Annotated in this window: 9 protein-coding genes; 6 read left to right on the top strand and 3 right to left on the bottom strand. The window is 73.6% G+C overall.

Annotated elements, in window-relative coordinates; genetic code table 11:
- Positions 1-220: 220 nt before the first annotated feature.
- Positions 221-1,894 carry a carbohydrate binding domain-containing protein gene (locus tag ACFVVX_RS24065; RefSeq protein ID WP_387948657.1) on the bottom strand — a complete coding sequence of 558 codons (1,674 nt, stop codon included), beginning with the start codon at positions 1,892-1,894 and terminating at the stop codon, positions 221-223.
- A 290-nt stretch (positions 1,895-2,184) separates the two neighbouring features.
- Positions 2,185-3,459 carry a lipase family protein gene (locus ACFVVX_RS24060; protein WP_387948656.1) on the bottom strand — a complete coding sequence of 425 codons (1,275 nt, stop codon included), beginning with the start codon at positions 3,457-3,459 and terminating at the stop codon, positions 2,185-2,187.
- 440 nt (positions 3,460-3,899) lie between these two features.
- Here ACFVVX_RS24060 and ACFVVX_RS24055 point away from each other — a divergent pair, with 440 nt between their 5' ends.
- The 3 genes from ACFVVX_RS24055 to ACFVVX_RS24045 all read left to right on the top strand — a co-directional run bounded on the left by ACFVVX_RS24055 (position 3,900) and on the right by ACFVVX_RS24045 (position 7,377).
- Positions 3,900-5,279: a serine hydrolase domain-containing protein gene (locus ACFVVX_RS24055; protein WP_387948655.1), complete on the top strand. Its 1,380-nt coding sequence runs from the start codon at positions 3,900-3,902 to the stop codon at positions 5,277-5,279.
- Positions 5,280-5,569: 290 nt separating this feature from the next.
- On the top strand, positions 5,570-6,535 hold the full coding sequence (locus ACFVVX_RS24050) for a GNAT family N-acyltransferase (RefSeq protein ID WP_387948654.1): 966 nt from the start codon (positions 5,570-5,572) through the stop codon (positions 6,533-6,535).
- Complete coding sequence (locus tag ACFVVX_RS24045; RefSeq protein ID WP_387948653.1) at positions 6,532-7,377, top strand: lysophospholipid acyltransferase family protein; 846 nt, start codon at positions 6,532-6,534, stop codon at positions 7,375-7,377. The genes ACFVVX_RS24050 and ACFVVX_RS24045 overlap by 4 nt, the downstream gene beginning before the upstream one ends.
- 102 nt (positions 7,378-7,479) lie before the next feature.
- Here the strand turns inward: ACFVVX_RS24045 and ACFVVX_RS24040 are convergent, their stop codons facing one another.
- Positions 7,480-9,075, bottom strand: coding sequence for an MFS transporter (locus ACFVVX_RS24040; protein WP_387948652.1), 1,596 nt, complete (start codon positions 9,073-9,075; stop codon positions 7,480-7,482).
- A gap of 217 nt (positions 9,076-9,292) precedes the next feature.
- Between ACFVVX_RS24040 and ACFVVX_RS24035 the strand changes: the two genes are divergently transcribed.
- The 3 genes from ACFVVX_RS24035 (at position 9,293) to ACFVVX_RS24025 (ending at position 12,884) form a co-directional block, all read left to right on the top strand.
- A complete protein-coding gene (locus ACFVVX_RS24035) occupies positions 9,293-10,021 on the top strand; it encodes a TetR/AcrR family transcriptional regulator C-terminal domain-containing protein (protein ID WP_387948651.1) in 729 nt (242 codons plus the stop codon).
- Between the two features lie 88 nt (positions 10,022-10,109).
- On the top strand, positions 10,110-11,084 hold the full coding sequence (pip, locus tag ACFVVX_RS24030) for a prolyl aminopeptidase (protein WP_387948650.1): 975 nt from the start codon (positions 10,110-10,112) through the stop codon (positions 11,082-11,084).
- Between the two features lie 129 nt (positions 11,085-11,213).
- Complete coding sequence (locus ACFVVX_RS24025) at positions 11,214-12,884, top strand: lipase family alpha/beta hydrolase (RefSeq protein ID WP_387948649.1); 1,671 nt, start codon at positions 11,214-11,216, stop codon at positions 12,882-12,884.
- Positions 12,885-12,889 lie beyond the last annotated feature (5 nt).

Here is a 12,889-nt window from a genome sequence, read left to right as displayed (position 1 = left end):
GGCCCCGCCGGGACGACCCCCGTCCCGGCGGGGCCGATCCGGTGAAGGCGGTATGGATTCCTTCGACGTGGGACGCCTGACCGACCACGACTTCGAGATGGTCTGTCGCGCGACCTGAGCCCGGGGCGGGGCGGGTTCCGCGCGGCACGGGGTGCCGTGTGGAACCCGCCCGTGGCCCGTGTCCGGCGAGCGGAGCGGCGGGCCTGCCCGGGGTGCGGGGTCAGCCGGTGAAGCCGGCCGTGATGGAGGTGAACTGCCAGTCGTTCTGGGCGATGCCGGAGCAGGTCTCCTGGAGGCCGCCGCCCGCGCAGCCGCGGTCGCGGTTGACGGACCAGAAGGCGAGGCGGGCGATGTGGTGGCTGTTGGCCCAGTCGCGGATCCCGGTCCAGTTCTGGACGGTGGTGACCTCGTTGGTGTCGCTGAGGCCGTTCATCCCGGAGATGCCGACGTGCGCGTAGGCGGTGGCGTCGTCCCACCCGAAGGTGGACTTGAGCTTGGCCTTCAGGCCTTCGGCGGCGCTGACGGTGGAGGCGTACATGTCGGTGGAGGCGTTGCCGAAGTCGAACGGCATGATGGTGAAGACGTCGATGTCCGCGCCGAGCGCCTTGGACTGCTCGATCAGCCGGTTGCCGTAGTAGGTCGGGCCGGTGGTGTCCGTGCCGAAGGTGAGGATGGTGCGCAGGCCCGGGTTGTTCTGCTTGACGATCTTGAGGGCGCCGAGGATGCGGTCCTGGACGGCGGTGTTCTCGAACTCGTCGGTGTTCTCGATGTCGACGTCGATCGCCTTGAGGCCGTACGCGTCGATCACCTTCTGGTAGGCGCCGGCGAGGTCGGCGGTGGTCGCGCAGTTGGGGCCGAGCTTGTTGCCGCTCCAGCCGCCGATGGACGGGACGATGTCGCCGCCGGCCGCGCGGACGGCGTTGACGGTGGCCTGGTCGACGCCGTTCAGCAGCGGGCGCTGGCTGTCCCAGGTGGGGTTGCAGCCGTTCTGGGCGAGGATGAACGCCAGGGTGAACCACTTGATGCCGGTGGCGTTCATGACGGTGGTCGCCGCGGGCGGGTTGCCCCAGCCGTTGTAGAGGTAGGGCGCGGCCTGCTTGAAGCCGGTCGGGGTGCCGCCACCGCCGGTGTCGGTGGTGACGGAGAGGGCCGTGGAGGAGCCGGAGGTGTTGCCGGCCGCGTCCCTGGCCCTGACGGTGAAGCTGTACGCGGTCGCGGCGGTCAGGCCGTTGACGGTGGCCGCGGTGCCGGTGGCGGTGGCCACCTTGGTGCCGCCCTGGTACACGTCGTAGCCGGTCACCCCGACGTTGTCGGTGGCGGCGTCCCAGGAGAGGGTGACGCTGCTGGCGGACTTGCCGGTGCTGCGCAGGTTGCCGGGGGTGGTGGGTGCCTGGGTGTCGGTGGGGGTGCCGCCGCCGGGGCCGTCCAGGCTCAGGTCGTCGGCGTAGTAGGTGCCCTGGCCGTACCAGCCGTTGAGGTAGACCTCGGCGCTGGTCTGGGTGGCGCCGGTGGTGAAGGAGACGGACAGCTTGGTGTAGTCGGCCGCGGAGGTCCAGGCCGAGCCGCCGCCGGTGACGCCGAGGTAGACGTAGCTGCCGCGGACCCAACCGGACAGCGAGTAGGTGGTGTTGGGCTGGACGGCGACCGTCTGCGTGCACTTGGCGTTGTCGCTCGCGCTCGCAGCTCCGGCCAGGGCCTTGGAGCCGCCGTGGACGGGCGTGGAGACGACCGAGCCGAGTCCGCCGGAGCAGGACCAGCCCGTCAGGGAGCCGCTCTCGAAGCCGGGGTTGGTGAGCTGGTTCGCCGCGTGGGCGACGGTCGGTGCGGTGAACGCGGCGGCGGCCGCGAGCAGGGCGGCCGCGCCGGCGGCGGGCAGTCGGGTGCGCTTGTGCACCGGTGACCTCCAGTGGGGGTGTGGGGGTGGAGGTGCGGGGAGGAGCCTAAAATGGACTGGACCAATTCATGCTGTCAAGTACCGTCCGGCGAGCGGACGGTGGGCACGGCCGTGAGCGGAGCGGTGAGCGGGGCGGCGGCCGGCTCGGCGGGCGGGGCCGGGAGGGGACGGGAAGCGCGGAGAGCCGCCCAGGTCCACGGGTCTCTGGGACCGTGGGCCTGGGCGGCTCCGGTGGGGTGTCACGCTCCGGCCTGCAGCGCCCGGGAGTTGGGCGTCGCCGTGCAGACCCGTCAGCAGTTCGAGGGGGCCGTCCCGCCGGCGAACCGGTCCGCGATCCAGGCCAGGTACTCCTGCTGCGCCTCGAAGGGGATCGAGTTGTGGGTCGCTCCCTGGTAGGTCGAGTACTCGACCGGCTGGCTGAACCCGCAGGCCCGCTTGATGTACTGCTCGGTGGAGTGCGGGTTGATGACGGTGTCCGCCGTCCCCTGCATGACCAGCACCGGTGCCACCGTGGTGGCGTAGCCCGGGGTGTTCTCGTAGAAACGCCGGCTCCAGACCTCCGGCACGTCGCGCAGCGGCTTGAACAGCGTGTCCAGCTGGTGGTTGTCGGCGACGTTGTTCTGGATCACGTCGGCGAAGTGCTCGATGCACGCCACCCCGTCACCCTCCAGCGCCTGCAGGCCCGCCGGCTGCAGCACGTCCGTCGCCCGGAGTTCGGGGTAGGCCGCCAGGAAGCCCCGGTAGACGTTGACGCGCAGCGCCGCGTTGTGGGCCTCCGAGGACTCGTTGCGCGGGCCGGGCAGAACGAGGCCGGCGAACTGGGGGCCGAGGTCCGCCGCCGGGGCCAGGGCCGCCACGCCGACCAGGTCGAGGTCCGGGCTGTAGGCGGGGGCGCCCTGACCGACGAACAGCCCCGCGCCGCCGCCCTGCGACCAGCCCAGGACCGCCGTCCGCCTGCCCGCGTGGGCGGACCGGATCTGCTGCGCCGCGGTGACGGAGTCCAGGACGTTGCGCGTCTCGGTCTCCCCGACCACGTACTGGTGGACCCCCGGCGTGCCCAGGCCCTGGTAGTCGGTGGCCACCACGACGTCGCCGGCCTCCAGGAACTGGGTCAGGGCGGGCACCCCGACGTCGATCGAGAAGGGGCTCTCGTAGCTGAAGTAGTCGACGAGGTCCCGGGCCGGGTTCGGCGCGGCGGACGGCGCGCACTGGCGCGGTCCGCCGACGGTCCCGTGCGCCCACGCCACCACGTTCCGCCCACCGCGCGGCGCCCCGTCGGTCGGCCAGGCGACCAGGCCGGAGACGGCGACCGGGGTGCCGTCGTGCAGGGTCGAGCGGTAGAGGATCCGGCAGGCCCGGGCATGGCCCGGCGCCTCGATGCGCTGAGCCCAGATCAGGTCTCCGTGCCGGCCCTTGGGCAGCGGCGACGGAGGCTCGTAGAACGCCTCCCCGCCCGGGCCGACGGGAACGCCGGGGGCGCAGCGGGCGGAGTGGTCCTTCCCGCGCCCGTCCTCGGCCGCGGCGGCCGTCTCGGCGCCCAGCCCCGGCAGTGCAAGGTAGGTCACGAGGGCAGCCGCAGTGGCCGCCCGTAGCCAGGCTCTCATCAGGATTCCCGTCGTTGGAGGCCGACGGTCTCCGGCCGGCCTCGGAGGGCGGCCGCGCGCCGGCTTGTCATGGTCGAGCCGAGGCTACTATCAGGTGACCGTTGAACCACTCACCGTAATATCTGCCCGCGTGTTGCCAGGCCGGAGGGCGGCAACGGGCGCCGCGGCAACGGTGGCTGGCGCCGCGTCAACGGCGGCGGGCACCCGGTCGAGGGGCGACGGGTACCCCGTCGAGGGCGGCGAGCCCGGTCGGGGCCGGCCCCGGGGAAAGGGGTGGAGCCTCCCGGAGCGCGGACGTAGGTTGGGAGCGCCGGGTGTCGACCGCCACCAGGTGTCGGCGACAGGCCCCGACGGCCCCGCCCGGCCGTTCCGCCGCTCCACCGAATGATTCAGAGGATCAGATGACCGACCAGTACGACGATCTCCTCCCCACCACCCGCCGCGCCCTGCTGCACCGGATCGCGGTGGCACAGGCCGAGGGCCGCACACCCTCCATGGTGGCCGCGGTGGTGCGGGACGGCCGGCTGGTCTGGAGCGGGGCCCGCAGCATGATCGACGGTCATGCGCCGACCACCGACGTGCAGTACCGGATCGGCTCGATCACCAAGACCTTCGTCGCCGTCCTCGTGCTGCGGCTGCGCGACGAGGGCCTGCTCAACCTCGCCGACCCGTTGGAGCGCCACCTGCCCGGCACCCCGGTCGGCACGGTCACCGTCGCCCAGCTGCTCGCACACTCCGGCGGCCTCGCCGCCGAGAGCCCCGGCCCTTGGTGGGAGCGGACCGACGGCACGCTGCGCCCGGACCTCGGCGCCGTCCTGGAGCCGGGGCAGGAGTCCAAGCACCCGGCCGGGCGGCGCTACCACTACTCCAACCCGGGCTACGCCCTGCTCGGCGCCCTGATCGAGCGGCTGCGCGGCGAGCCGTGGGGCGAGGCGCTGCGCCGGGAGGTGCTGGCGCCGCTCGGGATGGACCGCACCACCCTGCTGCCCGAGCACCCGCACGCCGGCGGCTTCGCCGTCCACCCCTGGGCCGACGTCATGCTGCCCGAGCCGCTCACCGACACCGGTCTGATGGGCCCGGCCGGGCAGCTCTGGTCCACCACCGCCGACCTGGCCCGGTGGGCCGCCTTCCTGGCCGGCGGCGACGGGAAGGTCCTCGCCGCCGACACGCTCGCCGAGATGCGCCGGCCCGCGGTCGGCACGGAGACCACCGACTGGTCCAGCAGCTACGGTCTCGGCCTGCAGCTGGCGAACCGGGGCGGCCGCCTGCTGTACGGCCACACCGGTTCGATGCCGGGCTTCACCGCCGGGCTCTGGGTCAGCGAGGCGGACGGCCTGGCGGCCGTCGCGGTCAGCAATGCGACCTCCGGCGCCAGCGCCCAGGAGCTCGCGGCGGAGCTGATCCGGCTCACCGCCGAGCACGAGCCCCGGCTTCCCGAGCCGTGGCGGCCGCTGCCCGCCGTGGACGAGGAACTGCTCGCGCTCACCGGTCCCTGGTACTGGGGCGCCGCCCCGCACACGCTGCGACTGAGGGCCGACCGCGGCCTGGACCTCGCCCCGTCGAAGCCCGGCGCCCGCGGCTCGCGGTTCCGCGCCGAGCCGGACGGCACCTGGACCGGCCTGGACAACTACTACGCGGGCGAGACGCTGCGCGTGGTGCGGGCGGCCGACGGGTCGGTCAGCCACCTGGACCTCGGCACCTTCGTGTTCACCCGCGAGCCGTACGGCCCGGCCGACGCGGTGCCGGGCGGCGTCGACCCGCAGGGGTGGCGCGGCTACTGAGCCCCGCCCTCCACCCGGGTCCCGGCCGCGCCGGGGCCCGGTTCCCGTTCCTTTCCACCCCGTGGAGCGGAGCATAGGGCGGCGCCCTGACACCCGGCAGGTGGCCGGAAAGTGCCGGGTGGCCCCATTCAGCAGTTGCACATCTTCCCTCCGCCGAGCCGCAACGTGAATGCCAGCCGGCTCGGAAAAACATACGGATACCGGTTCGCGTGCCCGTCCACCGCGCGAACCGGGCCGATGCCACGACGGATCCGTGGCACCGCCGTCCGTGCTGCCCTGGAGGGTCCGCCATGACCACCGTCCCCACGTACGCTCCGCCCGCAGTCGCCCCCGGCCACCTCGCGGGGGTACCCGCCCCGCGCCCGGCCCGGTCGCCGCTCACCCAGTCCCCGACGCTCCAGCCGCCCGCGCTGCAGGCCTCCCCGGTCCAGGCGCCCGCGCTCCAGCCCCCGGCGCTCCAGGCCCCGGCGTTCCAGACTCCCGCGTTCCAGGCCCCGGCGGTCCAGGCCCCCGCCGCGTACACGGTCTCGCTGGCCCGTGACGAGGACGACGTGCGCGCCGCCCAGCGACTGCGCCACCAGGTCTTCGCGGCCGAGCTGGGCGCCGTACTGCACAGCCCGCTGCCCGGCCTGGACGTCGACCCGTTCGACGCGTACTGCGATCACCTGCTGGTTCGCCAGGGCGAGGACGGCCCGGTGGTCGGCACCTACCGCCTGCTCCGCCCGGAGGCCGCTCGACGGGCCGGGCGGCTCTACTCCGACAGCGAGTTCGACCTGGCCGGCCTGGCCCCGATCCGCGACGACCTGGTGGAGCTCGGCCGGTCCTGCATCCACCCCGACCACCGGGGCAACGGCGCCGTCATCAACCTGATGTGGGGCGGCATCGCCCGCTACCTCGCCGACACCGGCCACACCTGGGTCGGGGGCTGCTGCTCGATCCCGCTGGAGGACGGCGGCGCCACCGCCGCACGGGTCTGGGACACCGTCAGCGCCAAGCACCTCGCTCCTGAGGGCTACCGGGTGACACCGCACCGGCCGTGGGACCCGACCGGCGTGCCGCGGGCCGAGCGGGCCGCCCTGCCCGCGCTGCTGCGCGGCTACCTCCGTCTGGGGGCCTGGGTCTGCGGCGCGCCCGCGCACGACCCGGACTTCGCCACTGCGGACCTGTACGTGCTGCTCTCGATGGAGCGCACCGACCCCCGCTACCTGCGGCACTTCCTGTCCGGGGCCGCCGCGCAGCCCGGAACGGGCTCGTGAGCGTCTGGCTGCCGACGGCGACCTGCACGCCCCGGACCTGTCTCACCGAGCCGGGCCCGGTGGTGGCCCGGTCCCGGCGGGTGCTGCGGCTGGCGGTGTTCCTGGTCGTCCTGCTGACCGGTCTGGCGCTGGTCCCGCCGGTCCGTGCCCTTCCCCGCGGGCCGCGCCACCGGCTGGTCCGGGCCTGGGCCCGGGCCCTGCTCGGCGCGCTCGGGGTCACCGTCCGGTTCGGGCCGGACCCGGGCGCGGGCGAGGGGGCCGGCGGGGCGGCGACCGGGGTGCTGGTGGTGGCCAACCACGTCTCCTGGCTGGACATCCCGCTGATCGCGGCACGCCAGCCCGGCCGCTCGATCGCCAAGACCGAGGTCCGGCGCTGGCCGGTGCTCGGACCGCTGGTGGCCTGGGGCGGCACGGTCTTCCTCGACCGGGACCGGCTGCGCGCCCTCCCGGCCGCCGTGGACACCGTCGCCGCCGCTCTGCGCGCCGGCCACCCGGTGGTGGTCTTCCCCGAGGGCTCCACCTGGTGCGGCAAGGAGAGCGGGCGCTTCCGCCCCGCACTGTTCCAGGCCGCGGTCCAGGCCGGCGCCCCCGTCCAGCCGGTCACGATCCGCTACCGGCTGGCCGACGGGACGCCGACCAGCGCGGCCGCCTTCGTCGGGGAGGACGGACTGCTCAGCTCGCTGGCCCGGGTGCTCGCCGTCCGCGGCCTGGTGGCGGAGGTGACGTTCCTGCCGCCGATACCGGCCCCCGCGGCCCGGACCGGGCGGGGCGAGCCCGGCTGCCGGGCCCGTCGCGACCTGGCCCGCACCGCCCAGGCCGCCGTGGAGGCGGTCGGGCGGTGATCGCCGCTCAGCCCGCGCTGGTGACCCCCGGTCAGGCCCGCGTAGTGACCCCGGTCAGGCCCGCGTAGTGACCCCGGTCAGGCCCGCGTGGCGACCCCCCGGTCAGGCCGACCGGGTCCCCGCCAGGGGCGCCGGCAGCGGCCGCCCGCCGTCCGGTGCGGCCGCCGCGGGCCGGCCGGCCCGGCGCAGCAGGACGGCGACCAGGACGGCGGTGGCCGCCAGCCCGGCCGAGCCGCAGCGCAGCGCGAGGTGCACGCCGTCGACGAACGCCCCGTCCACGGCGGCCTGCACCGGACCGGGCAGCGCTGCGCCACCGCCGTGCCCTGCGCCCGCTTCCGCTCCGGCTCCCGCTCCCGCTCCCGCTCCGGCCAAGGCGTCGGTGGCCCGCCCGACCGTACCGGGCGGGACGCCCAGCCGCTCCAGCGAGTCGGCGAGGGTGCCGGTCAGGCGGTGGGTCAGGATCGCGCCGAGGGCGGCGACACCGATCACGCCGCCGAGCTCACGCAGCGTGTTTATGGTCGCGGAGGCCATCCCGGTCTGCGCGGGTGCGACCCGCTGGAGTACGGCGATGGAGACGGGGGTGAACGTCATCCCCATGCCGAGGCCCATCGTGAACAGCGTCCACAGGTACTCCGGGTAACGGGCCTGGTCACCGTAGAGGGAGAGGCCGCCGAGTCCGGCCGCACAGAGCAGCAGTCCGATCACCAGCGGCAGCCGGGGGCCGTGACGGCTGGTCAGCCGTCCCGCGATCGGGGCGGCGGCCACGATCATCGCCGCCATCGGCAGTCCCGCGTACCCCGCGTCGGTCGGTGACCACCTCAGGACTCCCTGCATCAGCAGCGGGAGGAAGAACATCGTGCCGAACATCCCGAAGCTGACCATGAAACCGCTGAGCAAAGCCCCGCCGAGGACACCGTCGCGGAACATCCGCAGCTCCAGCATCGGTTCGGGCAGGCGCAGTTCGAGCAGGATGAAGGCCGCCAGCAGCAGGGCCGCCGCCAGCGCGCAGGCGAGCACGCGGGCATCGGTCCAGCCCCGGGACGGCCCCTCGATCAGGACGTAGACCAGCGCACCGAGGCCCGCGGCGGACGTTGCCAGGCCCGCCAGGTCGATCCGCCGCTCCCGCGGGGCGATGACCGGCAGCGACCGGCCCGCCAGGACCAGCCCCGCCAACCCGATCGGCACGTTGATCCAGAACACGCCGGCCCAGCCCAGGTGTTCCACCACCGGTCCGCCGATCACCGGTCCGACCGAGAGACCGAGCGCGGAGACGGCCGACCAGAGGCCGATCGCCCGGGCGCGCTCGCGCTCGTCGGTGAACACGTGTCGCAGGATCGCCAGGCTCCCCGGGGTGAGCAGGGCGGCGCCGACACCCTGGAGCATCCGGGCCGCGATCAGCATCCCGATCGTCCCGGCGAGTGCGGCGGCCGCCGACCCGGCCGTGAACAGCGCGAGCCCGAGGCGGAACACGCTGGTCCGGCCGTACCGGTCGCCGAGCGCGCCACCGGTGAGCACCAGGGCGGCATAGACGAGGCTGTAGCCCTCGACCACCCACTGCAGGCCGTTGATCCCGGCGTCCAGGTCCTGCCCGATGCTCGGCAGGGCCATGTTGACGATGACGTTGTCCAGCATGGACATGAACATGGTGACGCACAGCGTCCCCAGCGCGAGTCGCTTGCGCAGGGCACTCGACCCCATCGACACTCCTCCATTCTTCAGATCCCTAACACCGTTAGGGATGAACCGGCACCGACAGAGTGTCCCTAACGGTGTTAGATTGCAAATGGAATTTCCGCGGCCCCGGGAGTCGGTGAGGCACGGGGCCCGGAGACGCAGGCCCCGCGGAGGCGCGGAACCCCGGGGCACGAGGTGTGGGAGGCGGCTCCACGGAGCCGCGGGAAGCGAGCGGAAACCCATGGCAGCAGACGACCGGGGCCAGGCCCAGCCGCCCCTGACCAGGGAGGCACTCGCCACGGCCGCCCTGCGCGTGCTCGAACGGGACGGGCTGGCGGGCCTGTCCATGCGCAAGGTCGCCGCGGAGGTGGGCGTGAAGGCGGCCTCGCTCTACTGGCACGTGCGCAACAAGGAGGAGCTGCTCGACCTGCTCAACGACGAGATCATGGCCCACGCCGTCGAACCGCCGCGCGAGGGCGACTGGCGCAGCCAGTTCCGCGAGTACAGCCGCCGCTACCGCCGCCTGCTGCTGGACAGGCGCGACGCCGCCAAGGTGGTCGCCGGCCGCCTCGCCCCGGGCCCCCACCTGCTGCGCCTGATGGAGGAGCAGCTGGACCGGCTGCGCGAGGCAGGCTTCTCCGACGCCGACGCGGCCATGACGACCTATCTGCTGGGCGCCTACGTCCAGGGCTTCGTGCTCCAGGAGCAGTCCCCCATCTCCGCCGAGGAGACCACCGGCACCAGCCGCGGCGAGATCGCCGCGGCCGCCGGCGAGCGGTTCCGCGCGCTGCCGCCCGAGACCTTCCCCAACCTGGTGGCACTGGCCGGCGACCTCACCGAGCCGGCGATGGACGCCCGGTTCGACTTCGGCCTCGAACGCATCCTCGACGGGCTCGCGGGCCTGCTGCCGCCCGAGCGCCGCCACGCGGCCCGCCCGAATGACGACGCGCCCGCCCGGAAGAGCCCCTGAACTCCCGGCCGAAACCCTGGTCGACGCCGCCGCAGGGGATGGGTAGCCTGCCTGACGTCCCGTCCGTTCGTACCAGGAGGTGGCCACCGTGCCCGACCTGTACCCGCTCGCCGAACCGTCCGCGCAGGGACTCCTGGACGTCGGCGACGGCAACGCGATCCACTGGGAGGTCTCCGGCGCCCCCGACGGGAAGCCCGCCGTGGTGGTGCACGGCGGGCCGGGCTCCGGCCTGAACGCCGGCAACCGGAGGTACTTCGACCCGGACCGGTACCGCCTGGTGCTGTTCGACCAGCGCGGGTGCGGGCGGAGCCGGCCGCACGCCGCCGACCCGGCGACCGGGCTGGAGCACAACACCACCGCCCACCTCGTCGCCGACATGGAGCGGCTGCGCGAGCACCTCGGCATCGAGCAGTGGCTGCTGTACGGCGGGTCCTGGGGGTCCACGCTGATCCTCGCCTACGCACAGGCCCACCCGGAGCGGGTCTCCGAGATCGTGATCTGCGGGGTCACCATGACCAGGCCCGAGGAGACCGACTGGCTGTACCGGGGCGTCGGCCGACTCGTCCCCGGCCCGTGGGAGGCCTTCCGGGACGCACTGCCCGCCGAGGACCGGGACGGCGACCTGGTCGCCGCCTACAGCCGGCTGCTGAACAGCGCCGACGAGGCCGTCCGGGCCAAGGCGGCACGGGACTGGGCGACCTGGGAGGACGCGGTGATCGCCCACGAGTCGCTCGGCAAGCCGAACGCGTACACCGACCGGCCCGACGACGCGCTGATGGCCTTCACCCGGATCACCGCGCACTACTTCACCCACGACGCCTTCCTGGAGGACGGCCGACTGCTGCGCGACGCCGACCGGCTGGCCGGCATCCCGGGCGTGCTGATCCACGGCCGGCTCGACCTCGGCTCCCCGCTGAAGACCGCCTGGGATCTGGCGAAAGCCTGGCCGGAGGCCGAGTTGACGGTCGTCCAGGACTCCGGGCACACCGGGAGCCCGGCCATGCGCGAGGCGGTCTTCGCGGCGATCGAGCGGTTCGCAGCACCAGAAAGCCACGCTCAGTAATCGCTCGACCACAATTTGCTCACGGGGGGTGACATTCCGGCCGCACACTCCGACACTGAGAGGAGAACTTCCACCTCAACGGGTCGGCCGGCGCCGGCCGGTGCCGGCCGCCGAGAGGGCAGGCAGGCCATGAGCACGCCGTCCGCCAGGCTTCCGATCATCTATGTGCGCGGCTACGCCGGCGGCACCTCGGGGATCGAGAAGGCCGTGATGGACCCGTTCTACGGGTTCAACGAGGGCTCGACGCACATCCGCATCGGACGCGACGACGATCCCGTCTTCTACCAGTTCGAAAGCCCGTTACTGCGCCTGCACCTCGACGAGGGCTACCACATCTTCGTCGAAGGCGGCCAGGGCGCCTACCTGGAGACCCATGACAACATCCCTCCGGACAGCATCTGGATCCACCGCTTCTACGACGGCTCCTCGGGCACCTGGGGGGCGAAGCCCCGGCAGTTCGACCTGGAGGCCGCGGCCGCCGACCTGCTGGTGCTGATCGAGCGGCTACAGGAACGGACCGGTGCACCGCGCGTCCACCTGGTCGCCCACTCGATGGGCGGGCTGATCTGCCGCTGCCTGCTGCAGAAGACCATCCCGGACCGGCGCCCGGGCCGCCGGGCCGGCGACTACGTCTCCAAGCTCTTCACCTACGGCACCCCCCACGGGGGTATCACCTTCGACGTCGGCTTCGGCATCCCCGAGGCGCTGCGCGACACGCTCAACATCAACGGCGCGGACATCTTCGGCCCGGAGCGGATGTACCAGTACCTCACCCCGACGGCGCGCCTGGACCCGGACGGCCCGCCGAAGGGCTGGCGAGCCGTCGACCTGCCCGACGACGACGGCACCGGATCCGCCGAGGAGGCGGCCGGCAGCTTCCCGCTGGAACGGGTGTTCTGCCTGGTGGGCACCGACCCCACCGACTACGACGTGGCCCACGGACTCTCCGCCGCGACCGTCGGACCGCGCAGCGACGGCCTGGTCCAGATCGAGAACGCCCAGGTCCCGGGCGCCCACCAGGCCTTCGTCCACCGCAGCCACAGCGGCCGCTACGGACTCGTCAACTCCGAGGAGGGCTACCAGAACCTGCGCCGCTTCCTCTTCGGCGACCTCCGGATCCGTGCCGACCTGGTCGGCCTGGACCTGCCGGCCGACGACCCCGAGGTGAGCTGGCAGGCCGAGGTCCGACTCGCGGTGCGCGGGCTGCCGGTGACGATGCACGAGCGGCTGGCGCCGCACTGGTGCCCGATCCAGCTGCCGTCGCAGCCGCCGGGGGGCAACGGGATCGGCAATGGGAACGGCAACGGGGACGGGAACGGGAACGGCCGTCGCAACGGGGGACGGTACGCGGCCACGGGCACGGACGGGGACGCCAACGGGGATGCGAACGGAGACGCCAACGGGGACGGGAGCGTGCGGCTGGCGACCACCTTCCTCTCCAGCTCCCTGCCACGACCCGACGAGGCCGGCCCGCTGCGGTACGCCCTCGTCCTGCGGGTACTGTCCCTGCACGAGCACCACGGGCTGTTCGGCTTCGGCGACCATCTGGAGCAGACCGCCGACTTCTCCGACAGCCTGATCGTCGACGTGGACACCTCCGGCCCCCACCCGGCCGCGTGGGCCCGGTGGAACTCCGAGATCACCGGCGCGATCAGGGACCTCCATCCCGAAGGCACCCCCCTCCCCGACGACGCCCCGGCCGCCGACGCCTGGATCGGCCACATCCCCCTCCCGGCAACAGCCGCCCCCATCCTGGGCCGACACGCCCAGGTCCGACTCTCGGTGGCACCTTGGAACTAGTGCCG

This window comes from Kitasatospora sp. NPDC058170, from assembly GCF_042883905.1.
Taxonomy (GTDB): domain Bacteria; phylum Actinomycetota; class Actinomycetes; order Streptomycetales; family Streptomycetaceae; genus Kitasatospora.
Note: the sequence above shows the minus strand (reverse complement) of the source record. Positions and strands in the feature narration are given on the sequence as shown.

Bases quoted from the DNA above. Each gene is read 5' to 3' on its own strand.
- ACFVVX_RS24055 (WP_387948655.1), top strand. From the start codon at position 3,900: ATGACCGACCAGTACGACGATCTCCTCCCCACCACCCGCCGCGCCCTG.
- ACFVVX_RS24050 (WP_387948654.1), top strand. From the start codon at position 5,570: ATGACCACCGTCCCCACGTACGCTCCGCCCGCAGTCGCCCCCGGCCAC.
- ACFVVX_RS24040 (WP_387948652.1), bottom strand. From the start codon at position 9,075: ATGGGGTCGAGTGCCCTGCGCAAGCGACTCGCGCTGGGGACGCTGTGC.
- ACFVVX_RS24035 (WP_387948651.1), top strand. From the start codon at position 9,293: ATGGCAGCAGACGACCGGGGCCAGGCCCAGCCGCCCCTGACCAGGGAG.
- ACFVVX_RS24025 (WP_387948649.1), top strand. From the start codon at position 11,214: ATGAGCACGCCGTCCGCCAGGCTTCCGATCATCTATGTGCGCGGCTAC.